Source organism: Polaribacter septentrionalilitoris (assembly GCF_009832745.1).
Taxonomy (GTDB): Bacteria; Bacteroidota; Bacteroidia; order Flavobacteriales; family Flavobacteriaceae; genus Polaribacter; species Polaribacter septentrionalilitoris.
In genome coordinates this window covers 83,181-105,651 of sequence record NZ_VRMJ01000042.1, presented here as the reverse complement: position 1 = coordinate 105,651, position 22,471 = coordinate 83,181, and the positions used below count along the sequence as shown (strand labels likewise).

General features: G+C 29.6%; 24 protein-coding genes. 11 read left to right on the top strand and 13 right to left on the bottom strand.

The window, feature by feature from the left end:
• Window positions 1–159: 159 nt before the first annotated feature.
• The 3 genes from FP421_RS12945 (at window position 160) to FP421_RS12935 (ending at window position 1,440) form a co-directional block, all read left to right on the top strand.
• On the top strand, window positions 160–801 hold the full coding sequence (locus tag FP421_RS12945) for a peroxiredoxin (protein ID WP_159951304.1): 642 nt from the start codon (window positions 160–162) through the stop codon (window positions 799–801).
• Window positions 802–871: 70 nt separating this feature from the next.
• Window positions 872–1,180 (top strand): thioredoxin family protein, encoded by a 309-nt coding sequence (locus tag FP421_RS12940; protein WP_159951302.1) that lies wholly within the window; start codon window positions 872–874, stop codon window positions 1,178–1,180.
• Between the two features lie 2 nt (window positions 1,181–1,182).
• Window positions 1,183–1,440, top strand: a complete 258-nt coding sequence (locus FP421_RS12935) for a DUF6952 family protein (RefSeq protein WP_159951300.1) — start codon at window positions 1,183–1,185, stop codon at window positions 1,438–1,440.
• 53 nt (window positions 1,441–1,493) lie between these two features.
• On the opposite strand, the gene FP421_RS12930 is transcribed toward FP421_RS12935, so the two are convergent.
• Together FP421_RS12930 and FP421_RS12925 are read right to left on the bottom strand one after the other, a co-directional pair.
• Window positions 1,494–1,994: a cupin domain-containing protein gene (locus FP421_RS12930; RefSeq protein WP_159951298.1), complete on the bottom strand. Its 501-nt coding sequence runs from the start codon at window positions 1,992–1,994 to the stop codon at window positions 1,494–1,496.
• A 326-nt stretch (window positions 1,995–2,320) separates the two neighbouring features.
• Window positions 2,321–4,777 carry a TonB-dependent receptor domain-containing protein gene (locus FP421_RS12925; RefSeq protein ID WP_159951296.1) on the bottom strand — a complete coding sequence of 819 codons (2,457 nt, stop codon included), beginning with the start codon at window positions 4,775–4,777 and terminating at the stop codon, window positions 2,321–2,323.
• A 96-nt stretch (window positions 4,778–4,873) separates the two neighbouring features.
• Here FP421_RS12925 and FP421_RS12920 point away from each other — a divergent pair, with 96 nt between their 5' ends.
• The gene (locus FP421_RS12920) at window positions 4,874–5,236 is read left to right on the top strand and encodes a CoA-binding protein (RefSeq protein WP_159951294.1); all 363 of its coding nucleotides are present in this window, start codon (window positions 4,874–4,876) and stop codon (window positions 5,234–5,236) included.
• A 162-nt stretch (window positions 5,237–5,398) separates the two neighbouring features.
• Here the strand turns inward: FP421_RS12920 and FP421_RS12915 are convergent, their stop codons facing one another.
• Genes FP421_RS12915 through pyrR form a run of 6 tightly spaced genes read right to left on the bottom strand, consistent with a single transcriptional unit; the run spans window position 5,399 to window position 9,233 of the window.
• The gene (locus tag FP421_RS12915; RefSeq protein ID WP_159951292.1) at window positions 5,399–6,172 is read right to left on the bottom strand and encodes a LuxR C-terminal-related transcriptional regulator; all 774 of its coding nucleotides are present in this window, start codon (window positions 6,170–6,172) and stop codon (window positions 5,399–5,401) included.
• Between the two features lie 10 nt (window positions 6,173–6,182).
• Entirely contained in the window at window positions 6,183–7,097 is a 915-nt protein-coding gene (locus FP421_RS12910) for a ribonuclease Z (protein WP_159951290.1), read from the bottom strand.
• A complete protein-coding gene (locus FP421_RS12905) occupies window positions 7,094–7,414 on the bottom strand; it encodes a T9SS type A sorting domain-containing protein (protein ID WP_159951288.1) in 321 nt (106 codons plus the stop codon). Before FP421_RS12905 ends, FP421_RS12910 begins: the two co-directional genes overlap by 4 nt.
• Before the next feature lie 12 nt (window positions 7,415–7,426).
• The gene (locus tag FP421_RS12900; protein WP_159951286.1) at window positions 7,427–7,759 is read right to left on the bottom strand and encodes a hypothetical protein; all 333 of its coding nucleotides are present in this window, start codon (window positions 7,757–7,759) and stop codon (window positions 7,427–7,429) included.
• 3 nt (window positions 7,760–7,762) lie between these two features.
• Window positions 7,763–8,692, bottom strand: a complete 930-nt coding sequence (locus tag FP421_RS12895; RefSeq protein ID WP_159951284.1) for an aspartate carbamoyltransferase catalytic subunit — start codon at window positions 8,690–8,692, stop codon at window positions 7,763–7,765.
• A gap of 1 nt (window position 8,693) precedes the next feature.
• Window positions 8,694–9,233, bottom strand: a complete 540-nt coding sequence (gene pyrR / locus FP421_RS12890; protein ID WP_159951282.1) for a bifunctional pyr operon transcriptional regulator/uracil phosphoribosyltransferase PyrR — start codon at window positions 9,231–9,233, stop codon at window positions 8,694–8,696.
• A gap of 189 nt (window positions 9,234–9,422) precedes the next feature.
• Between pyrR and FP421_RS12885 the strand changes: the two genes are divergently transcribed.
• Window positions 9,423–10,793: a tetratricopeptide repeat protein gene (locus tag FP421_RS12885; RefSeq protein ID WP_159951280.1), complete on the top strand. Its 1,371-nt coding sequence runs from the start codon at window positions 9,423–9,425 to the stop codon at window positions 10,791–10,793.
• 31 nt (window positions 10,794–10,824) lie between these two features.
• On the opposite strand, the gene FP421_RS12880 is transcribed toward FP421_RS12885, so the two are convergent.
• Together FP421_RS12880 and FP421_RS12875 are read right to left on the bottom strand one after the other, a co-directional pair.
• Window positions 10,825–11,346 carry a superoxide dismutase family protein gene (locus FP421_RS12880; protein ID WP_159951278.1) on the bottom strand — a complete coding sequence of 174 codons (522 nt, stop codon included), beginning with the start codon at window positions 11,344–11,346 and terminating at the stop codon, window positions 10,825–10,827.
• Window positions 11,347–11,360: 14 nt separating this feature from the next.
• Entirely contained in the window at window positions 11,361–12,140 is a 780-nt protein-coding gene (locus FP421_RS12875; protein ID WP_159951276.1) for an MBL fold metallo-hydrolase, read from the bottom strand.
• A 108-nt stretch (window positions 12,141–12,248) separates the two neighbouring features.
• Here FP421_RS12875 and FP421_RS12870 point away from each other — a divergent pair, with 108 nt between their 5' ends.
• From FP421_RS12870 to FP421_RS12855, 4 genes are all read left to right on the top strand, one after another.
• The gene (locus FP421_RS12870; RefSeq protein ID WP_159951274.1) at window positions 12,249–13,172 is read left to right on the top strand and encodes a DUF368 domain-containing protein; all 924 of its coding nucleotides are present in this window, start codon (window positions 12,249–12,251) and stop codon (window positions 13,170–13,172) included.
• Entirely contained in the window at window positions 13,172–14,179 is a 1,008-nt protein-coding gene (locus FP421_RS12865) for a DUF368 domain-containing protein (RefSeq protein ID WP_159951272.1), read from the top strand. The genes FP421_RS12870 and FP421_RS12865 overlap by 1 nt, the downstream gene beginning before the upstream one ends.
• Entirely contained in the window at window positions 14,160–14,918 is a 759-nt protein-coding gene (locus FP421_RS12860) for a shikimate dehydrogenase family protein (protein ID WP_159951270.1), read from the top strand. The genes FP421_RS12865 and FP421_RS12860 overlap by 20 nt, the downstream gene beginning before the upstream one ends.
• A 109-nt stretch (window positions 14,919–15,027) precedes the next feature.
• Window positions 15,028–16,914, top strand: a complete 1,887-nt coding sequence (locus FP421_RS12855) for a DUF349 domain-containing protein (protein ID WP_159951268.1) — start codon at window positions 15,028–15,030, stop codon at window positions 16,912–16,914.
• Window positions 16,915–16,987: 73 nt separating this feature from the next.
• Here the strand turns inward: FP421_RS12855 and FP421_RS12850 are convergent, their stop codons facing one another.
• Both FP421_RS12850 and FP421_RS12845 read right to left on the bottom strand, forming a co-directional pair.
• The gene (locus tag FP421_RS12850) at window positions 16,988–17,761 is read right to left on the bottom strand and encodes a zinc ribbon domain-containing protein (protein WP_159951266.1); all 774 of its coding nucleotides are present in this window, start codon (window positions 17,759–17,761) and stop codon (window positions 16,988–16,990) included.
• Between the two features lie 2 nt (window positions 17,762–17,763).
• Window positions 17,764–18,858 carry a Nif3-like dinuclear metal center hexameric protein gene (locus FP421_RS12845; RefSeq protein ID WP_159951264.1) on the bottom strand — a complete coding sequence of 365 codons (1,095 nt, stop codon included), beginning with the start codon at window positions 18,856–18,858 and terminating at the stop codon, window positions 17,764–17,766.
• Between the two features lie 75 nt (window positions 18,859–18,933).
• Here FP421_RS12845 and lpxK point away from each other — a divergent pair, with 75 nt between their 5' ends.
• Window positions 18,934–19,965: a tetraacyldisaccharide 4'-kinase gene (gene lpxK / locus FP421_RS12840; protein ID WP_159951262.1), complete on the top strand. Its 1,032-nt coding sequence runs from the start codon at window positions 18,934–18,936 to the stop codon at window positions 19,963–19,965.
• Between the two features lie 91 nt (window positions 19,966–20,056).
• On the opposite strand, the gene FP421_RS12835 is transcribed toward lpxK, so the two are convergent.
• On the bottom strand, window positions 20,057–20,770 hold the full coding sequence (locus FP421_RS12835; protein ID WP_159951260.1) for a YebC/PmpR family DNA-binding transcriptional regulator: 714 nt from the start codon (window positions 20,768–20,770) through the stop codon (window positions 20,057–20,059).
• Between the two features lie 114 nt (window positions 20,771–20,884).
• On the opposite strand from FP421_RS12835, the gene FP421_RS12830 reads away from it, so the two are divergent.
• Window positions 20,885–22,432: a ThuA domain-containing protein gene (locus FP421_RS12830; protein ID WP_159951258.1), complete on the top strand. Its 1,548-nt coding sequence runs from the start codon at window positions 20,885–20,887 to the stop codon at window positions 22,430–22,432.
• Window positions 22,433–22,471: the final 39 nt, after the last annotated feature.

Sequence of the window (22,471 nt, the reverse complement as noted above, 5' to 3'; positions counted from 1 at the left end):
AATAATGAATAAGTTTATCTTATTTATAAATATTGTTTTGATAAATTTAATCTATGCATCAATAAGAACTTAACATTATATTTTTCTTTTTTCTTAATAGTCATTTTTATATTTGTAGTGTAAAAATTGAATTAATAATTATTTTAAAATTTATAAAAAATGGCAACAGCAGTTGGTAAAAAATTTCCAGATTTAAACGTAGATGCAATGAATGAAATGGGCGATACATTTAAATTAAATGTATTAGAAGAAGCAGTTAATAATAAAAAGAAAGTTTTATTATTCTGGTACCCAAAAGATTTTACATTTGTATGTCCTACAGAATTGCATGCTTTTCAAGAGGCTTTAGGAGAATTCGAAAAAAGAAATACGATTGTAATTGGTGCTTCTTGTGATACTCCAGAAGTACATTTCGCTTGGTTAAGTACCTCTAAAGATAATGGAGGTATAGAAGGTGTTACTTACCCTATTTTAGCTGATTCAAATAGAAATTTATCATCAATATTAGGAATTTTAGACATTACTAATGAAACGTATGATGAAGCTACAGACACTGTACAAGTAGAAGGAGATAATGTAACTTACAGAGCTACTTATTTAATTGACGAAGAAGGAACAGTTTTTCATGAAGGAATCAACCATATGCCAGTAGGTAGAAATGTAAACGAATTCTTACGTTTAATAGATGCTTATGCACACGTACAATCTCATGGAGAGGTATGTCCAGCAAACTGGGAAGAAGGAAAAGAGGCAATGTCTCCAAATGCAAAAGGAACTGCAGAATATCTAGCTTCTCACTAAAAATTAATTACAAATTATGAATTTACGAATTTCAAACTCGTAAATTCATAATTTAAAATTCATAATTATTATGGTACAAGAATTAAATCAAGATAATTTAGCAAATATAGTTTCTGATAATAAAAAAGTAGTAGTTCAGTATGCTGCAACTTGGTGTGGAAACTGTAGAATTATGAAACCAAAATTTAAGAAATTATCAACAGAAAATGAAGATATGGTTTTTGTAATTGCAGATGCTGAGAAATTTCCTGAAAGTAGAAAGTTAGCAGATGTAAGTAATTTACCAACTTTTGCAACTTTTGTTGATGGTAAAATTGTAAATCAGACTCAAACTAACAAGTTTGATGTGTTAAAAGACTTGGTAAACGAAGTAGTTTAATTATGAAATTACCTGTAATTAAACACTTAACGAATTTTATCGAAGAAAACGACCAAGATTATGTGTTAGAAACAATCGAAACTCTTGAAGCTTTAACTGAAGTTCCATCTTTAAAAGATGAAGAATTAGATGTTATAGGAGAGTTGATTTCTAACTTATATGGCGCTGTTGAGGTTGATAAAATGATCAAAGATGGTACACCAAAAAAAGAAGCATTAAATGCTTTTATGAAGAGAGTTTTAGGTTCTATTGATACTTAAATCATCAGTATAATTGTTAAATTCCCAAGTTTAGACTTGGGATTTTTTTTTGTTTAATAATGTGTGAATCGTTCAATAATTTCGGAATGTTGAGGGAATTCTGAAGATAGTTCTTTACAACTTGGTAGTACAAAATCTCTAAAATCAAAACCAGGAGAAACAGTACAACCCACAAATGAAAAAGAATCTTTCTCAATAACTTCAGCAGCAAAATAGTAATGCGCTGGCACTTTATATTGAAATACTTCTCCGTTTTTAAAATCATCTCCTATTAAGATAAAAGAATAATCTCCGCTAGGAGAAATTGTATGTAACTTTAAGGTTGAACCTTTGTAGAAATGCCAAATCTCATCTTGATTAATTTTATGAAAAGCAGAGAACTTGTTTGAAGTCAATAAAAAATAAATACTTGTACAATAGTTTCTATTTCCTTCGAAATATTCTGGTAAATTTTCTTCAGCTATGCTTCCTTTACTTCTGTATACCTCTTTAAAATAACCACCTTCTGGATGTTCTTGTAAATTAAAATGATTAATTATTGTTTTTGCATTCATTTTTTTGTCTTTTTAAGGCAACAGAATTTTACGTAAATTATTTAAAAGATGTTAATTGTCTTTTAACTTTTCTTGATTTGCTTTTTTAATGATAGCCTTTAAACGTTCTTTATTACGCTGTTTTTCAAGCTTTACTTTATTGATTTTTCGATTCATCAATTTAGTATGCTTTGCTTTATTAACCGTATTTTTTGCTTTCCCTTTTTTGGGCATCCTAACTTAAAATAAATTTAGATAAACATGATAATCAAATATATAAAAAATAAAAACCTCTCTGAATGAACAGAGAGGTTTTATAGTGTTTTTTATGTTATTCTATTTAATCTCTAAAAGAAACCGCCTCCACCATTTTTCTCTCTATTGTCTCTTCTTCGTCTAGATTTTGCTCTGTTTTTTCCACCACCAAATCTGTAGTTAAAACCTAAGTAAGTTGTTCTACTTTCCCAATTAAACTGGCCATTTTGAACAAAAGGATTTGTTGAGTTAAAAGCAAATTTCATCCCTTGAAAAATATCATTAAAACGTAAGTTTACAGTTCCTTTACCTTTTAAGACAGTCCAACTTGCACCAGCATTTACCATCCACATATTTTCAACATCCCACTGAATATCTTTTTGTGGACCTCTATACATCGCAAATAATTGTAAACGTAAATTTTTAGTAGCTGTAAAACTGTTGCTAACTCTTGCATTAAATACATTATTTTGTACAGATAATTGTGTTGCAGTAGTACCAGTATTGTTAATGTTACCCAATTGTTCTTGAGAATAGAAATCCATACTAGAATTTACTCTCCACCACTTGTTCATTTTAAAATTAGCAGAAAACTCAAGTCCGTAGGCATCTGTATCATTAAAGTTTGTAAAACTTAGTATTTGACCTACATCTGGATTTGCAGGATCTGCATTGGTAATTCTAGAAATAACATCAGAAATTTTTCTGTAAAAAGTACCAAAGGTTAAGTTTCCTCCTTTAATCTGTCTTGTATAGTTTAACTCAAAAGAGTTTGTAAATTGTGGTACTAAATCTGGGTTACCAATAGAAACAATTAATGGTGTACTCCATTCTCTAATAGGGTTTACTTGTCCAATACCTGGTCTATCAACACGCCTACTATAACTAAATTGCCATTGATTTTTTTCTGATGGACTAAATGTGAAAAATGCTGATGGATATACTGTAAAAATATGATCTGTTACAGGATCAGGGTTTTGGCCATCTCTATTAAAAATTCCCTCTACATTAAAGTCTTCTAATCTTGCACCTAATTGCATAGTAAATTTATCAAAAGACGTTGCATAGTTGATGTATCCTGAATAAATATTTCTTTTAAAATCGAATTTAGAGTTTCCTATTAGTTGTGTACCGTTAATAGCACCATTGTTATCAAACGTATAAATCTCTTGATCTGTAATGTTTGTGTTATTAGTTTCATCTGTTCTGTATTCTAAACCTAACTCGAGCTTGGTTTTTTCAGAAAGTGGATTGGTATAATCTAAGTTTATTAGGGTGTTGTTTCTATTATTACCAATATCATTAAAGTAATTAAATACCTTGTAATCTGAATCTGATGGTTGTTGTAAGGTGTTCATGTTATTCAAATCACTTTCTGCATCTGTTTTAGAATAGGTAGCTTCTACCTCTAAATTATGACCTTTTTTTTCAAAATCAACCTTATAATTGATGTTGTAAGTTCCCGTTGGTGAGTTGTTATTTTGAGTATTTGGAGATTGAATCTGAATATTTCCGTTATTGTCAAAAATATCAGCAGTTCCTCTTCCTGAACCATCAAACCAGTTTTGAGTTGTGTAAACTGAAATAGTGTTTTTATCGTTTAAATAGAAATCTGCTCCAAATTTTACTAAATTAGAATTATTTTGATTTATAAAAGTGAATTTTTGATTGTTAACACCAGGTCTTTCTACATTACCAAAATTGTAATTATCACCACTATTATGACCATAATTCATAAAGAAATTTACTTTACCTGTTTTGTAGTTCATGTTAGTTGATGCATTGTATCGTACATAATGACCTGCAGTAACACCGCCATCAACAGATCCGTTAAAACCTATGTTTGCATTTTTATTTAGAATAATGTTGATAATTCCACTCATCCCTTCAGGGTTATATTTTGCTGATGGATTGGTAATCAGTTCAATACTTTTTATAGATGAAGAAGGAATCTGTCTTAATAAATCTGCCACAGGAATATTAGTAGGTCTACCATCAACTAAAACTCTAACATTAGAATTTCCGCGTAAACTAATTTGACCAGTTTGACTGTCTACATTTACAGATTGTACGTTGTTTAGTAACTCTGATGCTGTTGTACCAGCAGAGGTTAAATCTTTACCAACATTAATTACTTTTCTATCTACTTTTTGAACTACTGTAGAGGTTTCTGCTCTAACTACAACTTCATCTAAAGATGCTGCATCCTCTAATAAACCTATAGTACCTAGATCTATACTTTTATTTTTACTAGAAATATTAATTTTTTTTGAAAATAACTTATATCCAATAAACTGAACTTCAACTAAACTATTTCCTCTAGGAATATCTTTAATTTTAAAAGTTCCTTTTTCATCTGTAATACCTCCAGTAAGAATTTTTTTAGCCACATCTCTAATTACAATATTTACATATGGCAATGGTTCTTTTGTATTGTTGTCAATTACTTTACCAGAGATAACTCCTGGTTTGGCAATAAGATCTTTTGACATTTGGGCAAAAGAATTTGAACTCGCTATAAGAATAGCTATTACTAATAATTTTTTCATTTTGGTTGATTTTTTATCCTTGGTTGAATGTCTTATAGACGCCTTAGTTTATATCTTTGTTACTAGGTTTAACTTTCTTTAACGTAATATTAACAGATGAAAAATATAACACTTGTCTTAGGAGCTTCTTTAAACGAGCATAGGTATTCTAACATTGCTATTAAAAGATTAGTAGCAAACAAAATACCTGTTTTAGCTATTGGTTTAAGAGAAGGAAATGTAGCTGGAGTAACTATTCTTACTAAAAAAACACCATTAAAAAACATAGATACTGTTACTTTATATTTAAATCCAAAAAGGCAAGTAGAATACTATAATTATATCATTAGTTTAAAACCAAGACGTGTGATTTTTAATCCAGGGACAGAGAATTTACAATTGATAAAATTGTTAAAAGAAAATGATATTGAATCTGAGGTAGCATGTACTTTGGTGTTGTTAAGTACAAATCAATACTGATGAAGAATAAGGGATAAGGATTGGTTAGTGTAATTCTTCTTTTTCAAAATATCTTTGTAACAAATTAATTATTTCGGTTGAAAACCAATCCTAATCGCCTTAACTTTAGCAAAGGTATAATATGACTGATTTTTACACAATACTCATCTTGAGTATTTATATCTAAATTAATTTAGGGTTATCTTTAAAGTAACTTAATAACTCAAAAGTTGAGTTTAAATTTAATTTTTTAAGTATGTTTCTTCTGTGAGTATCTACAGTATGTTTACTTATGTTTAGGCTTTTTGAAATTTCATTACTAGTCTTTTTAGTAATTAATAATCGTATAATATCTCTTTCACGATTGCTGATTACACCAAGTAAGTTGGTGCTAGACATATTCTTATAGAACAGTGTTTCATACTCATTTTCATCGTTTAAATATTTTGCACAAGCACAAATATCCATTTTTAAATCAGCTTCTAAAACAGTATAGTGAGCTAAACCAATTATAGGTTTTTTTTCATCATCAAACTGAAGTGGAGTAGTATTTTGAATAATGGTAATGTAATTCCCTTTCGCATTTTTTATTCTGTAGTTCCAAGTATAACTCATTCTTTTTCTTTGGTCATCATTTAATTCAGTCATTGTATACGTCATTAAACTTTTTAAAGATTCTATCCAAAGAGGAATGTCATTTTTATGAAGTAGAGACCAAAAATAGTTCATGCCTCCTTTTTGCATTTCTTCTCTAGATAAACCTGTACATGCTTTAAAATTTTTACTGACATATTCAAAATTTTGATTTGCAGTATTGGTAATACAGAAAAATGTTGTGTTATAAGGATAATAATAATCTAACTCAATTAGTTTTTTAATATGTTCTTCTATTTCTACATTAGGATAAGTCTCGAATATTTGATTATATACAGTATGAATGTCTTTAAACGCTATCATATAAATATTTTTAAATAGTAAAAACTTTTCCTGGTTCTGCCAGTTCAGTATTTAGAAAAACTTCTTGAGCTTCTTTTTTAAAAACAGAAATGTCTTTGTATCTCCCAGAATAATGCCCTAAAATTAACTGTTTTATATTTGCATCTTTAGCAATTTCAGCAGCTTCTTTTGTAGTAGAGTGTCTTGTTTTTTTTGCTAAATCTTTTCTATCATCTAAAAAAGTAGCCTCATGATATAACAAATCAACATTTTTAATTAACGGAACAATATCTGGTTTATAACTTGTATCACTGCAGAAAGCATAGCTTAATGGTACTGCAGGATCTAATGTTAACTCAGCATTTGCAACAACCTCACCAGATTCTAAAACATAATCCTTCCCAGCTTTAAGGTTTAGGTAATCTGCTCTTCCAATTTCATTATAACCACTAATGTTAAGCATGTTAAGTTTTCTTGGTTTCTCTTTTTCGGTAAACAAATATCCGTTTGTATATACTCTATGACGTAAAGGAATTGTCCTTACAGCAACTTTATCATCTTCAAAAATAAGTTCACTTTCTTTGGATGATAATTCGTGAAAAATCATTGGGTATTTGGCATGAGATTGAGAAATTTTTAACTGTAATAGTGTAACTTCTTTTATGCCTTTGGGTCCAAAAATATGCAGTTCTTTTTCTCTGTTTAAAATTCCAAAAGTTGATAGTAAACCTACTAGACCATAGAAATGATCTCCATGTAAATGAGAAATAAAGATATGATTGATTTTAGAAAAACCAACTTTATACTTACGCATTTGACGTTGAGTTCCCTCACCACAATCTATTAAAAAATGACGGTTATTTATTTCTAAATATTGTGCAGTTGGAAAAGCGTTTATTCTTGGAGTTGCGGAATGACAACCTAAAATAGTTAGGTTTAAACTCATTTAATGACAAAACGTTTTGATATTGTTTTCTTTTTATCTTGAATACTGTAAATATACATACCTGTTGCCAAATCATTCTTATAAAAAGCGATGGTATTTTTACCGGGTTTTATCGCTATTTTTTTTCTGTAGACGGTTTTACCCAAAACATTTTTTACAGAAAAAAATACTGCAGAAGAGTTTGTTGCAGTAAAACTAATTTTTGTAGAGTTTGTAAACGGATTAGGAGCAGCAGATAGTTTTTCAATAGATTTTTCTTGCGAAAATCCTTGAGAAGCAATACTTAAAAATAAGATAAAAAGTATTTTTTTAATCATCTAACGGTTGTTTTAAAATCCTAATGCTCTTTCAATATTTTCCATTTCTATAACATCTTCTGCTTCTTGCAAAGTAGGCACTATGTTAAAGTCCTCTGGAAAATCATCTACATCAATATCTGAATTTACTATCACAAATGATGTGCCATTTTCCTTTTTTAAAGCAGCTATATCCAAAAATAGTAAAAATTCTTCTTTAGAAACGTTAATATTTTCGAAAACTTGAAGTATAATATTTTCTTCTTGTCGTTTTTTCTCCTCAATTAAAAAAGCATCATAAAACACCGAAAAAGAATCCTCGTCAGATGAAATGATAGTAAGATTCTCTTTTTTTACAATTTGCATTGCTTATCTCTTTACTTGTTGTGCTAATAAATAAATAACCGCCATTCTTACAGCAACACCATTTTCTACTTGATTTAATATGATAGAATCATTAGAATCTGCTACATCACTTGTAATTTCAACACCACGATTTATTGGACCTGGATGCATGATTACAATTTTTTTGCCAAGGTTATCTAAAATCTCTTGATTTATTCCAAAAAGTTGTGTGTATTCTCTTGTTGATGGAAAGTATTTAATGTCCATTCTCTCATGTTGAACTCTCAACACATTAGCAACATCACACCATTCTAAAGCCTTTTTTAAGTTGGTTTCTACCTTTACACCTAAACTAGAAATGTATTTTGGAATTAGTGTTGTTGGTCCACAAACTTTTACTTCAGCGCCTTGTAATTGTAAAGCAAAGATGTTAGATAAAGCAACTCTTGAGTGCAAAATATCACCAACTATTACAATCTTTTTGCCTTTAACATTGCCTAATTTTTCTCTTATAGAGTATGAATCTAGTAATGCCTGTGTTGGATGCTCATGAGTACCATCACCTGCATTGATAATTTTGGCATCTACATGTTTTGATAAGAAAACTCCAGCACCAACGTTAGAATGACGCATCACCACAATATCTACTTTCATGGCTAAGATATTATTCACGGTATCTATTAAAGTTTCTCCTTTTTTAACAGAAGATTGACTTGCAGAAAAGTTAATTACATCAGCAGAAAGTCGTTTTTCAGCCAATTCAAAACTAAGTTTTGTTCTTGTGCTGTTTTCAAAGAATAAATTGGCAATGGTAATATCTCTTAAAGATGGGACTTTCTTAATGGGTCTATTAATAACCTCTTTAAAGTGATCTGCAGTTTTAAAAATTAAATCAATATCTGATGGTTTAAGATATTTTATTCCCAATAAATGTTCTACACTTAATTCTGACATGTTATTTTGGTTCTATGTAAACTGCGTCTTTTTGGTGAGTTTCTTTCCAAGTTACTAAAACTCTTTCTTCGTTAATCGCATCAACTTGACGACCTCTATAATCTGGTTGAATTGGCAAATGTCTGCTAAAACGCCTGTCTATTAATACCAGTAATTCAATGTTATCTGGTCTTCCGTAAGATTGAATTGCAGTTAATGCAGCTCTTACGCTTCTTCCAGAGTATAAAACATCATCAATAATTACTACCTTTTTATTTTCAATAATAAAATTCATTTCATTAGTTTCAGCCGCTAAAGGTGCATCTCTACGTCTAAAATCATCTCTGTAAAAGGTGATGTCTAAAAAGCCTAATTGTAAATCTTTTATATTATACTCAGTTTCTAAAAAACTCGCCAATCTTTTGGCAACATAACTACCTCTCGGTTGTAAACCAATAAGAACAGTATTTGAAAAATCATTATGATTTTCGATTAACTGACATGCTAATCGATGCAGAATTATTTCAATATCTTTAGAGTTAAGTAGTGTTTTTTTGCTCATAAAAGACCTATCAAATTTGGTTGATAGTTATTGAAAATCAAAATTAATGTAAATATATGTATACACAAAATTTATAGAGATGAAAAAGAAATTGGTTTGTTAATTAAATTGTTGAAAACAATTGAATCAAAATGAATAGAGAGCAAAAACTTACACTAATTTTAAAGTAATAATTCAAATCTCATAGTTATGTCTCTATTAAAATTTGAATCAATGCTCAAAACCAATGCCGTTTATTTCTTCGATTTGGTTGAGTTTGAAGAAATTATCATCCATTATTTAGAAGCCGGAAAACATGCTTTAGCTAAAAAAGCGGTTAAATTAGGTTTAGAACAACACCCAGAATCTATTGATTTAAAATTATTACAAGTAGAGTTATATCTTTTTGAAGACAAACTAGATGAAGCTTCTCTGCTTTTGAAAAGGATAGAACGTATAGAACCAAACAATGATGAGGTTTTTATTCAAAAGGCAACCATCAGTTCTAAAAAAGGAAATCATGAAGAAGCCATAGAACTGCTAAAAAAAGCATTGACATTTACTAACGATAAAGTAGATGTTTGGTCTATGATGGGTATGGAATACCTTTATTTAGATGATTTCGAAAATGCTCGTTTAAGTTTTGCAAAGTGTATAGATGTAGATTATGAAGATTATTCTTCATTATACAATATTATATATTGTTTTGATATGGAAAAAGAGCACGAATCTGCAATTAAATATTTGAATTCTTATATAGATACCAATCCATACTGTGAGGTTGCGTGGCATCAATTAGGTAGACAGTATTTTATTTTAGACATGTTTAAAGAAGCGTTGACCTCTTTTGATTATGCTGTTTTAATTGATGAATCTTTTATTGGAGGTTACTTAGAAAAAGCAAAAACCTTAGAACAATTAGAACGTTATCAAGAAGCAATAGATAATTATATGATTACTCTAGAGTTAGATGATGCTACAGCATTTGCTTATGTTAGAGTAGGTGAGTGTCATGAGCAATTGGGTAATTTTGATGAAGCAATTTCTTATTATAAAAAAGCGGTTCATGAAGATCCATTGTTAGATAAAGGATGGATTTTGTTGACAAACATGTATTTTGAGCAAGAAAATTATCAAAAAGCATCGTATTACATTTCTAAAGCTTTAAAAATAGAGGAGGATAATGCATTGTATTGGAGACGTTATTCAGAAATCAATTTAAAATTGAACTTTTATGAAGAAGCCGTTACTGGCTTCGAAAAATGCTTAAGTTTAAATGATCAAGGTTTAGAAATTTACATTGCTTTGACTGATGTTCTTTCTTTTTTAGGTAATTTTCAAGATGCTCTAAATATTTTATTCAAAGCTCAGAAAATCTATAGAGATTTTGCAGAAATCGAATATCGATTAGCGGGTTTATTTTTTATCTTGGGTAAAGAAAAATACGCCTACAATCATTTAATAGCTGCAATGAAAATAGATTACGATTATCATTCCATTTTAAATGAATTATTTCCAACAGTTTATGAAGATTTAAAGGTTAAAAAACTTTTAAAAGATTACAAAAAAGCAATGGAATAAACCTAAGTAAATTCTCTACTATTTAAAAGAGTTATTTCATTTGTATCTCTCCACAAGCCACTCTTTTTCCTGCAGCACCTGAAGGTTGAGAAGTAAAATCATCTGCACTTGCATGTACAATTATTGCATGACCTATGATGTTTTTTTGCTCATCTTCACAACCAATACACCAAAAGTCACTTTCTTTTTCTAAGGTTGCATTTCCATTTGCATCAGTGATAAGGTTCCCTATATCTCCACTATGAAATTCTCCATGTTTCCATTTTCCATGAGGGTCATTAGAAGGGTTCCAATGTCCACCAGCAGATTTTCCATCAGTTGATGAGCAATCTCCTTTTTCATGAATATGTATTGCATGTTCTCCAGGTGTTAATCCTTTAATTTCTGCTTTTAATAGTACTTTTCCATTTTGTTCAGTAAAAGTTACTGTGCCAAATACAGTACTTCCACTTTTTGATTCAAGCTGTGCTACTGCAGTTTTTGAATCTGATGAACAAGATATGATAATAGTACATAAAAATAATAGTGCTAAAGTTTTGTGTATTTTTTTCATAATATAATCTCTTATTATTTTCTATTTGGATACCAATTCCACTGAATTACATCGATAGAAGAATTTTTGTCATTAATAATTTGCTTAAATTTTTTAACATCACTTAAACCATTTGTACCTCTATAATGGTAAGGATATACTTTTTTAGGTTGAAAAGCTAAAACTCCATCAGCAGCACTTTCTACAGTCATAGTGTAGGGTAGATTCATACAAACAAAAGCTTTGTCAATATTTTTTAAGCTGCGCATTTCAGGAATATCTTCTGTATCACCAGAAAAGTAAATGCGTTCATCAGCAATGGTTAAAACATATCCATTTCCTCTTCCTTTACTATGAAATTTTAAAGCTTCTTCTCTTAAATTATACATGGGTATCGCTTCAATTTTAAATTTTGTAAAGCTTTTAGTTTCATCATTATTTATGGTAATGATTTCTTTTACTTTTAATACTGATAAATTATCAGCTACCGCTTTTGGGGCTATAATTGTGGTTGAATCTAAATCTAATTCTTTTAACGTTTTCATATTCATATGATCTCCATGAATATCTGTAATAAGAACATAAGAAGGTTTTTTAAACTTAGAAAATGCTTTAACGCCACCAGTTGGGTCTAAGTATATAATTTCATTACTAAATTCTATTATTGCTGTAGCGTGAGAAACAGGGGTAATTTTAACCTTGCTATTATCTGGTTTTTCAATTTCCTTTTTTGAAAAAACTTCTTTTTTAGTTTCAGTTTTTTTACAAGCAAATACCAAAGAACTGATGACAAAAACAAATAGAATTTTTTTCATTATTTTGAGTTTAAAGGTTAGTTCTTCAAAGATATGAATATTGAATGCTGGTTTGTGTTAACATTTCTCTAAAATCTTTTATCTTCGTTTTTCTAAAATGATATTTAAATGAGTAGAAGTCTCAAAGATTATTTGGTAATTAGTTTAAAAGGAATGGCTATGGGAGCTGCAGATGTTGTGCCAGGAGTTTCTGGAGGTACAATTGCTTTTATTTCTGGTATTTACGAAGAATTATTAGGTTCCATTAGCAATGTAAAATTAAGTTTGTTTAGAACGTTAAAAAAAGAAGGTTTTAAAGAAGCTTGGAAACAATTGAATGGTAATTTTTTATTGGCTCTTTTTATCGGAATTTTTATCAGTATAATTTCTTTAGCAAAAGCCATCAAATACCTTTTAGAAAATCAACCTATTTTATTATGGTCATTTTTCTTTGGATTAGTATTGGCTAGTATCATTTACATTGCAAAACAAATTAAAAAGTGGAATTTTATCTCAGTTTTAGTATTGATATTAGGTGCGTTTTTAGCCTATTATATCACTACTTTAAATCCTTTAGTTTCTGAAAATTCATCATCTTTATATATCTTTTTTGCAGGTGCAATTGCCATTTGTGCAATGATTTTACCAGGTATTTCTGGATCTTTTATTTTGGTTTTATTAGGGGCGTATAAACCTGTTTTAGATGCAGTAAATGATCGAGATTTTAAAACAATACTTATATTTATGGTAGGTGCAGTTGTTGGGTTGTTATCTTTTTCTAAAGTGTTAAAGTGGTTGTTTGCAAATTATAAAAATGCAACTTTAGCAGGTTTAACAGGGTTTATTATAGGTTCTTTAAATAAGATTTGGCCATGGAAAGAAACACTTACTTGGAGAACTAATTCTCATGGAATTAAAGTACCTTTTAACCAACAAAGTGTTTCTCCTTTTTCTTTTGAAGGAGATTCGCAATTAGTGATGGGAATTATATTAGCAATAGTTGGTTTTGGTTTAATTTTGTTGATGGAAAAAATCGCAGTTCAAAAAAAATAATGAAAGAAAACAGAACCTTTTTAGAGAAATTTTATCTTTTTTTAAAAGGTTTGGCAATGGGAGCTGCCAATAAAGTTCCAGGTGTTTCTGGAGGTACAGTTTCTTTTGTTTTTGGTTTTTATGAAGAATTGATTTATTCGTTTAGAAAGGTAAATGTAAAAGCGTTTAAATTACTTTTTAACGGTCGCTTTAAAAGTTTCTACAGATATATAAACGGTCAGTTTTTACTCCTAATTATGGGAGGTAGTATTTTTAGCTATTTTAGCATTTCCTTAGTTTTAGATTACTTTTTAATCAATTATGAACTTTATGTTTGGAGTTGGTTTTTTGGGATGATCATTGGCTCGATTTATTACATTGGTAAAGATTTTGGTGATTGGAACCTTAAAAATATGCTATCCTTAGTTATCGGAGCTTCAATTGGTTTAGGAATTAGTTTTTTAACGCCTGCAACAGAAAATGACAACCTGTGGTTTGTTTTTATTTGCGGAATTATTGGTGTTTCAGGAATGACATTACCAGGACTTTCAGGTTCGTTTATCCTTATTTTAATGGGGAATTATGTCTTGCTCTTGGTGGACTCTGTAAATGAGTTATTCTTTATAATAACCAATTTATTGTCCGGTAATTTTGAAGTGTTATCAGATCCAGTTAAAATAAGATATTTAAAAATTATAAGTGTTTTTACAGCAGGTTCTGCTTTTGGTTTAGTCTCTATTTCTCATGTCTTAGGATATGTTTTAAAACGTTGGAACCAAATTGTAAATGCAATAATTATAGGCTTTATCACAGGTTCTTTAGGGATAGTATGGCCATGGAAAGAGACTGTTTATTTAAAAGAAAACAATACATTTTTATTAGATAACAAAGGCAACAAAATTGTTGAAAACTACAGCCGTTTCATTCCTGATTTTTCAAATTCAGAGACATGGTTTGCAATTTTTTATATTGTTATCGGAATTGGATTAATTTTAACAATTGACTATTATGGAAGAAAGAAAAAATAAATTATTTGGTTTATTAGGAAAAAATATTTCCTACTCTTTTTCTAAAGGGTATTTTAAAGAAAAGTTTGAGAAATTAGGGTTAAAGAAACATAAGTATGTCAATTTTGATTTACAAAGCATTGATGATTTTCCTAAAGTAATAGAAAAAAATGAAGATTATTTAAAAGGCATTAACGTAACTATTCCATACAAAGAAGAAGTGATGCAGCATTTGAATAAACTGGACAAAACTGCTGAACAAATAGGTGCAGTAAACACAATTAAATTTACAAAACGAGGCGATTTAAAAGGATACAATACTGATGTTGTTGGATTTGAAAATTCAATCTCTCCATTGTTAAAAAAGCATCACAAAAGAGCACTAATTTTAGGAACTGGTGGAGCTTCTAAAGCAGTTGCATATGCACTTAAAAAGAATGATATTAAAGTAAAGTTTGTATCTAGAAATCCTACAACTAAAGAGATGATTTCATACAATGACATTACAGAAGAAGTGATGGATAAGTATAAGGTTATTGTGAATTGTACGCCTTTAGGGACATCTCCAGATGTGGATAAATGTCCAGATATTCCTTATCAATTTCTAACAGATAAACATTTATTATTTGATTTGATATACAATCCAGAAGTTACTACTTTTCTCAAAAAAGGAATAGAAAAAGGAGCAATCATAAAAAATGGGTATGAAATGTTACAATTACAAGCAGAAGAATCTTGGAGAATTTGGAATGATGACTAAATTTAGGTTCTATATTAACATTTAGATAATTTGTAGATGTAGTAAGTTGTCAGTATCTTTATGGGAAATATAACTGTAGTGTTATATAAAGACCTTAAACATTGTAGATATGTTAGAAAATAAAGATGAAAACGTTGAAAAAAACGAAGATAAAGTAACTGATGTTACTAAAGAAACTCCTCAAAACGTAGAAGAGCCAAAAACAGTAACAGAGAAAACAGACGAAGCTGTTGATGAAATTGAAAAAAATGTAGCAGAAGAGGCTGAGAATGATACGTCTAAAGAAGATGAAAAGCCAACCATAGATTATAGTAAACTTTCTTTGGATGATTTGGTAGCTGAACTAAAAAAACTACTTTCTAATAATCCTGTTCAGAAAATTAAATCTCAAGTAGAAGGAATAAAAAGTGCTTTTAACTTAAAGTTTGGTGCTTTATTAGCAGAAAAAAAAGCAGCTTTTCTAGAGTCAGGAGGAAACTCTATTGATTTTCAGTTTTCAAGTCCTATAAAATCAGAGTACAACACATTACTTTCCGATTATAAAAAGCAAAGAGACGCTTACTACAGTAATCTAGACAAACAATTGTCAGAAAACTTAGACAAAAGGTTAGCAGTAATCGAACAATTAAAGGGTTTGATTGAGAATGCAGAACCCACTACAATGTATAAGGAGTTCAAACAGTTGCAAGATGCTTGGAGGGCTATTGGTCCAGTTTCGAAAAATAGATATAATGATACCTGGAAAACCTATCATCATCATGTAGAACGTTTTTATGATTTATTGCATTTAAGTAACGATTTTAGAGATTTAGATTTTAAGCATAATTTAGAAGAAAAATTAAAAATCATAGCAAAAGCTGAAGCTTTATCTGAAGAAGAAGATATTAATAAAGCTTTTAAAGAATTACAAGATTTACATAAAACTTGGAAAGAAGATATTGGGCCTGTTTCTAGAGAAATGCGAGAAGAGGTTTGGCAAAAGTTTAGTGATGCCACCAAGAAAATACACGATAGAAGGCATGATTATTTTAGAGAAATGCGTTCTAAATATCAAGATATTATTAATGAAAAATTAGAAGTTGTAGCTAAAATTAATGCTTACGATACATCTAAAAATAAATCTCATAGCGATTGGCAAAAAAGTATAAAAGAAATTGAAGCTTTACGTCAAGAGTATTTTAATGCTGGTAAACTTCCTTACAATAAAAGTGAGCAAGTGTGGCAGCAATTTAAAGGTGCTACAAAGAAGTTTAATAGTTCTAAAAACAAATTTTACAAACAAGAGAAAAGCAGTCAGCAAGAAAATTTAAAGAAAAAAATTGCCTTAATTGAAATAGCTGAGTCTTTGAAAGATAGTGAAGATTGGGAAACAACAACCAATACCATGAAGAAGATTCAATCTGATTGGAAAAAAATAGGTCATGTTCCTCGTAAATTTTCTGATGATATCTGGAAACGATTTAAAGGAGCGTGTAATCATTATTTTGATAGGTTTCATCAGCAAAAGAATTCCCTTAATAAAGAACAGCAAGCAGTTGTAGATGCTAAAAAAGCATTTTTAGACGAGATTAAAGAGTTGAAAAAACCGACTAAGGAAACGGTTCTTGAAGCGATAAATAATTGGAGGGATTTAGGAAGTTTACCTAGAAACGCTCGTTATTTAGATGGGAAATTTAACAAGCAAATAGATAAGTTATTAGAAGGTTTGTCTTTGGATAAACAAGAAGTGGCAATGTTAAAATTTGCAAATGTGGTTGACGGTTATGCAGCTGATAATGATACAAGAAAACTAGATTCAGAACAGTTTTTTGTAAGAAAGAAAATTGATGAAGTTGTCAAAGAAATTCAACAATTGGAAAATAATTTAAGTTTCTTTTCCAATGCAACAGACGATAATCCTCTGGTTTTAAATGTTAAAAATAGAGTAGAGGAATTTAAAAAGGACTTGGCTGTATGGAAAGAAAAACTAAGTTATATCAAGAAAATTGATTATTAAAATATGATTTTCAAATCATAAAAAAAACTCGAAGCATTTGCTTCGAGTTTTTTTATAGTTCCATGTAAAAATATTAAGAAAATAATTTATCCATTTTCTCTTTTTCTTCTTCTGCTAAAGCAGCATCAACTAAGATACGACCACTGTGCTCATCAATTGTTATTTTCTTTCTGTTAGCAATCTCTAATTGAACTTGTGGTGGAATTGTAAAATAAGAACCTCCAGAAGCACCTCTTTCAATTGCAACAACAGCTAAACCGTTTTTAACTTTGTTTCTAATTCTTGTGTAAGCAGAAAACAAATGACCATCTAATGATTGAGAAAATTCTTCAGATTTTGCAATTAACAATTGCTCTTCTTTTTCAGTTTCTTTTAAGATTGCATCTAATTCAGATTTTTTATGACCTAAATGTTTTTCTTGTTTAGCTAACTTCTCTTTAGTAGCGTCAATTACTTCACCTTTTTGAGCAATTTTTGCTTTGTACTCGTTAATTCTTTTTTCAGCCAATTGAATTTCTAATTCTTGAAACTCGATTTCTTTTGCTAAAGAATCAAACTCTCTGTTATTTCTAACATTTTTTTGTTGCTCTTCGTACTTTTTCATCAAACCATTAGATTCTTCAATCGCCAATTTTTTATTGTTGATATCTGTTTCTAAGTTTGCAACATCTTGGTCTAAGTTTGCAATACGCTTGTTTAAACCGGCAACTTCATCCTCTAAATCTTCTACTTCTAAAGGTAATTCACCTCTTACGTTTCTAATTTCGTCAATTCTTGAGTCGATTAATTGTAAATCGTATAAAGCTCTTAATTTTTCTTCAACCGAAACTTCTTTCTTCTTTGCCATTGTTAAATGTAATATATAGGATTTGTACTTTTTTCTGATAAAATGATTGCAAAATTACTAAATTTTTTCGTAAGATAGTCAACCAAAAGGTTTTTTGTAAACTGTTCGCTTTCATAATGTCCAATATCAGCCAAAAGAATACTGTTTTCAGCCTTAAAAAACTCATGATATTTAAAATCGGCACTTACATAAGCGTCTGCTTTTGCTCTTATGGCATTAGAAATGGCAAAACTTCCAGATCCACCTAAAACAGCTACTTTTTTAATTTTTTTATTGATGAAATTAGAATGACGAACACAATCGGTTTTCATTGTTTTTTTTAGATACAATAGAAATTCTTTTTCATCCATTGCAGAAGAGAACTCTCCAATCATTCCCATACCCACATCTTGATGCACGTTTTCTGTTGTAACAATTTCATAAGCTATTTCTTCATAAGGATGATTTTTATGTAATGCGTTTAAAATTGTAGACTCATTTTTACTTTCAAAAATTACAGAAATTTGAACTTCTTTCTCAGTATGATTTTCTCCTTTTTCACCTAAAGTAGGGTTCGAGTTTTCATTTCCTCTAAACGTTCCATCTCCCATTGTATTAAAAGAACAATTGTCGTATTTTCCAATATTTCCTGCGCCAGCTTCAAAAAGTGAATTTCGAACTGCAGCGCCATTATCAACAGGAACATATGTTGTCAGTTTTTTAATAATCGCTTTTTTAGGTATTAAAACTTTAGTGTTTTTAAGACCTAAAACTGCACACATTTTAGCTGAAACTCCGTTTTTACTATTGTCTAAAGCAGTATGGGTGGCATAAATAGCAATATCATTTTTAATAGCTTTTAAAACAACTCTTTCTACATAAGAATTTCCGTTTAGTTTCTTTAATCCACCAAAAATAATTGGGTGAAAACTTATAATTAAATTGCAGTTTTTGGCAATAGCTTCATCTACAGTTTCTTCTAAGGTGTCTAAAGTTACCAAAACACCATTAATTTTAGTATTATAATTTCCTACCAATAAACCTACATTGTCAAAATCTTCAGCATAATTTAACGGAGCTAATTCTTCTAGATAATTTGTGATGTCTTTAATTTTCATAAAAAGCATTTGTATGAAAATCAAAGTTAGTATTTTCAATCCATCAATCCATAAAAATGACTTATTTTCGTATCAATGAAATTTTTACGCTACATTTTGTTCCCGTTTGCAATTATTTATGATGTGGTAACTCGCATTCGTAACTTTTGTTTTAATGTTGGTGTTTTTAAAGAAACTACTTTTCAGATTCCTGTACTTGTTGTGGGAAACCTAAGTGTTGGCGGAACTGGGAAAACACCACAAATTGAGTATTTGATTAGATTGTTAAAAGACAGTTACAAAACTTCTGTTTTAAGTAGAGGTTATGGACGAAAAACAAAAGGCTTTCTTTTGGTAAATAATTCTCATACTGCAGAAGAGGTTGGTGATGAACCTTTACAATACGATAATAAGTTTAGCAATATTGATGTGGCTGTTGATGCCAATAGGGTAGAAGGGATTTCAAGTTTAATAAACAACCAATCTCCAGAAGTTATTTTGTTAGATGATGCTTTTCAACATCGAAAAGTAAAAGGAAGTTTCTATATTTTATTGACTAAATACAATGATTTGTTTACAGATGATTTTCTGTTACCAACAGGAAATTTAAGGGAAAGTAGAAGTGGAGCAAAAAGAGCAGATGTAATTGTGGTTACTAAATGTCCTGAAGATTTAAGTCAACAAGCTAAACAGAAGTTGAAAAATAAACTTCAGAAATACAATAAGCAAGTGTTTTTTACCACCATTTCTTATGATGAGAAAACATCAGGAAGTCAAAATATTTCAATAGATGATTTAAAAAAATATGAAGTGATATTAGTGACAGGAATTGCAAACCCAAAACCAATGTTATCTTTTTTAAATCAAAAAGTAGTGAATTTTAAACATTTAAAATTTGCTGATCATCATCATTTTTCTGAAAAAGAAATAGAAATGATTAAAAGTGAATATGAGGATTTACAATCATCAAAAAAAATCATCTTAACTACCGAAAAAGATTATGTTCGTTTGTCTAACAAGATTGCTGAGATTTCTTATTTAGGTATTCAAACAGCCTTTTTGTTTGACCAAGAACAACAGTTTAATAAAATTGTTACAACTCATATACAACAAAACCAGCGTTATTAACGCTGGTTTTTTTCTTGATTTTTGTTAGAAGTATCTTTTTAAAGTTACTTCATTTATTCTGACACTATATTTTTCTAAAATTCACAAGTTACTATTCTTCCATAGAGTGATATACATTTTGTACATCATCATCTTCTTCTAAGCGCTCTAACAACTTATTTACATCTTCTTTTTGTTCTTCTGTTAATTTTGTTGTTGTGGTTGGAATTCTTTCAAATCCAGAAGATAAAATCTCAATATCATTTTCCTCAAAATAACTTTGTAGCGAACCAAACTGTTCAAAAGGCGCATAAATAATTATACCTTCTTCATCGTCAAAAACTTCCTCTACTTCAAAATCTATCAACTCTAACTCAAGTTCTTCTAAATCAGAAATATTTTCTTTGCTAACGGTAAAGTTACAGGTATGATCAAACATAAAAACTACAGAGCCAGAAGTTCCTAAATTTCCATCACATTTATTAAATGCAGCTCTAACATTGGCAACAGTTCTATTATTGTTATCAGTGGCAGTTTCTAAAAGTATTGCAATTCCATGAGGCGCATACCCTTCAAAAAGAACTTCTTTATAATCTGCGGTGTCTTTATCAGAAGCTTTTTTTATAGCGCGTTCAACATTGTCTTTAGGCATATTAGCTGCCTTGGCATTTTGGATTACAGCACGTAAACGAGAATTTGTGTCTGGGTTAGGACCACCTTCTTTAACTGCCATAACAATATCTTTACCAATTCTGGTAAATGTTTTAGCCATTGCAGACCAACGCTTCATTTTTCTTGCTTTTCGAAACTCAAATGCTCTACCCATTTTTATTTTTTGTTTAAATTAAACGCTCACAAATGTAAAGATTAACCTATGTTTTTGCAATTTATATCACATTAAATTAATGCTATATTTGTTTTATAAATCAAAAAAAAAGAGATGTTAAAAAAAAACTTAATTGTTCTATTTGTTTTAAGCTTTCAATTTATTTTTTCACAAAGTGATTTAAATGTTTTAGTATATTCTAAAACTGGAGGATTTAGACATAAATCTATACCAGCAGGAAAAGAGGCGTTTAAACTTTGGGGAAAGCAAGAAAATTGGAAAGTTTCTTTTTCTGAAGAACCTTCAGATATTTCTAATGAAAATTTAAAAAATATAGATGTCATTGTTTTTTTAAATACAACAAATGATGTTTTAGACTCATTATCTCGAAAAGCATTTAAAAAATTCATAAATAACGGAGGTGGGTATGTTGGTATACATGCAGCTTCAGATACTGAGTTTCATTGGCCTTGGTATTATCAAATGGTTGGCGCGTATTTTAAAAATCATCCAAAAGTTCAAGAAGCTACTATGCTTGTCAATAAAGAAACCAACCATCCAGCTATTACTCATTTTAATGATACGTTTACAGTAAAAGACGAATGGTATAATTTTAAGGATGATGTTTTAAATCGTGTAAATGTATTACTGACTTTAGATGATAGTTCTTATTCAGGAAAGAATAAAGATGAATCACATCCTATTTCTTGGTATCAATATTATGAAGGAGGTCGTGTTTTTTATACAGGAATGGGGCATACAAATGAAATTTATAAAAATTTAAATTTTATAAAACATGTTAAGAACGGTGTTGAATGGGCAGGAAAAAGAATAGATATTCCTTTACAAAAAGGATGGCAAAATTTGTTAGATAAAGATTTAAGTAAATGGGACGTTTTTATAGGATCTCCTCATAAATCAGTAATTTTAGAAGGTTATGATAAAAGCGATGATGGAAAATCTGGAAAACCTATAGGCTTTAATAAAGATCCTAAAAAAGTATTTTCTACGATTGATGAAAATGGAGAAACAATATTAAAAATATCAGGAGAAATTTATGGGGGTTTAAGTACTAGAGAAGAATATGGTAATTACCATTTAAAAGCACAGTTTAAATGGGGTAACAAAAAATGGGCTCCAAGATTAAACCGAAAAATGGATAATGGTATATTGTATCATTGTAAAGGTATTCAAGGTACATTTTGGAATGTATGGATGAATAGTTTAGAATTTCAAGTACAAGATGGTGATTGTGGAGATTTTTATGCATTAGGGGTGTATGGTGATGTACCTTCTAAAAAACTAGAAACTGAAAATGGAAAGAAACAATTTGTATTTACACCTGGAACAACAGTTAATTACGCAAAAAGTAAAAAACTAGCACCTAATTATGTAAAAAGAAGTAAATCTTATGAAAAACCAATTGGTGAGTGGAATACTTTTGAACTAATTTGTGTTGGTGATACTAGTTTACACATTGTTAATGGCTATGTGGTAAATGTAATTAAAAATGCACGTTTTGACAGGGATGGAAAAACATTTTCTGTTAAAAGAGGTAAAATTCAAATCCAATCTGAAGGTGCAGAAGCATATTATAAAAATATAAAAATACAACCTGTATCTAAATTTCCTAGAAAATACAAGAGACAAGCAAAGCTCTAGAAAATACAAGAAGGATTCTAAAAAGTATTAAGTGCTTGT

What these genes read in the sequence shown, in the direction of transcription:
- FP421_RS12900 (WP_159951286.1), bottom strand. Translation starts at nt 7,759, where the DNA reads ATGCAAATTGTAAAAAAAGAGAATCTTACTATCATTTCATCTGACGAG.
- FP421_RS12870 (WP_159951274.1), top strand. Translation starts at nt 12,249, where the DNA reads ATGAGTAGAAGTCTCAAAGATTATTTGGTAATTAGTTTAAAAGGAATG.
- FP421_RS12920 (WP_159951294.1), top strand. Translation starts at nt 4,874, where the DNA reads ATGAAAAATATAACACTTGTCTTAGGAGCTTCTTTAAACGAGCATAGG.
- FP421_RS12905 (WP_159951288.1), bottom strand. Translation starts at nt 7,414, where the DNA reads ATGATTAAAAAAATACTTTTTATCTTATTTTTAAGTATTGCTTCTCAA.
- FP421_RS12910 (WP_159951290.1), bottom strand. Translation starts at nt 7,097, where the DNA reads ATGAGTTTAAACCTAACTATTTTAGGTTGTCATTCCGCAACTCCAAGA.
- FP421_RS12835 (WP_159951260.1), bottom strand. Translation starts at nt 20,770, where the DNA reads ATGGGTAGAGCATTTGAGTTTCGAAAAGCAAGAAAAATGAAGCGTTGG.
- FP421_RS12895 (WP_159951284.1), bottom strand. Translation starts at nt 8,692, where the DNA reads ATGTCAGAATTAAGTGTAGAACATTTATTGGGAATAAAATATCTTAAA.
- FP421_RS12915 (WP_159951292.1), bottom strand. Translation starts at nt 6,172, where the DNA reads ATGATAGCGTTTAAAGACATTCATACTGTATATAATCAAATATTCGAG.
- lpxK (WP_159951262.1), top strand. Translation starts at nt 18,934, where the DNA reads ATGAAATTTTTACGCTACATTTTGTTCCCGTTTGCAATTATTTATGAT.
- FP421_RS12855 (WP_159951268.1), top strand. Translation starts at nt 15,028, where the DNA reads ATGTTAGAAAATAAAGATGAAAACGTTGAAAAAAACGAAGATAAAGTA.
- FP421_RS12885 (WP_159951280.1), top strand. Translation starts at nt 9,423, where the DNA reads ATGTCTCTATTAAAATTTGAATCAATGCTCAAAACCAATGCCGTTTAT.
- FP421_RS12940 (WP_159951302.1), top strand. Translation starts at nt 872, where the DNA reads ATGGTACAAGAATTAAATCAAGATAATTTAGCAAATATAGTTTCTGAT.
- FP421_RS12860 (WP_159951270.1), top strand. Translation starts at nt 14,160, where the DNA reads ATGGAAGAAAGAAAAAATAAATTATTTGGTTTATTAGGAAAAAATATT.
- FP421_RS12865 (WP_159951272.1), top strand. Translation starts at nt 13,172, where the DNA reads ATGAAAGAAAACAGAACCTTTTTAGAGAAATTTTATCTTTTTTTAAAA.
- FP421_RS12930 (WP_159951298.1), bottom strand. Translation starts at nt 1,994, where the DNA reads ATGAATGCAAAAACAATAATTAATCATTTTAATTTACAAGAACATCCA.
- FP421_RS12935 (WP_159951300.1), top strand. Translation starts at nt 1,183, where the DNA reads ATGAAATTACCTGTAATTAAACACTTAACGAATTTTATCGAAGAAAAC.
- pyrR (WP_159951282.1), bottom strand. Translation starts at nt 9,233, where the DNA reads ATGAGCAAAAAAACACTACTTAACTCTAAAGATATTGAAATAATTCTG.
- FP421_RS12880 (WP_159951278.1), bottom strand. Translation starts at nt 11,346, where the DNA reads ATGAAAAAAATACACAAAACTTTAGCACTATTATTTTTATGTACTATT.
- FP421_RS12925 (WP_159951296.1), bottom strand. Translation starts at nt 4,777, where the DNA reads ATGAAAAAATTATTAGTAATAGCTATTCTTATAGCGAGTTCAAATTCT.
- FP421_RS12945 (WP_159951304.1), top strand. Translation starts at nt 160, where the DNA reads ATGGCAACAGCAGTTGGTAAAAAATTTCCAGATTTAAACGTAGATGCA.
- FP421_RS12845 (WP_159951264.1), bottom strand. Translation starts at nt 18,858, where the DNA reads ATGAAAATTAAAGACATCACAAATTATCTAGAAGAATTAGCTCCGTTA.
- FP421_RS12875 (WP_159951276.1), bottom strand. Translation starts at nt 12,140, where the DNA reads ATGAAAAAAATTCTATTTGTTTTTGTCATCAGTTCTTTGGTATTTGCT.
- FP421_RS12830 (WP_159951258.1), top strand. Translation starts at nt 20,885, where the DNA reads ATGTTAAAAAAAAACTTAATTGTTCTATTTGTTTTAAGCTTTCAATTT.
- FP421_RS12850 (WP_159951266.1), bottom strand. Translation starts at nt 17,761, where the DNA reads ATGGCAAAGAAGAAAGAAGTTTCGGTTGAAGAAAAATTAAGAGCTTTA.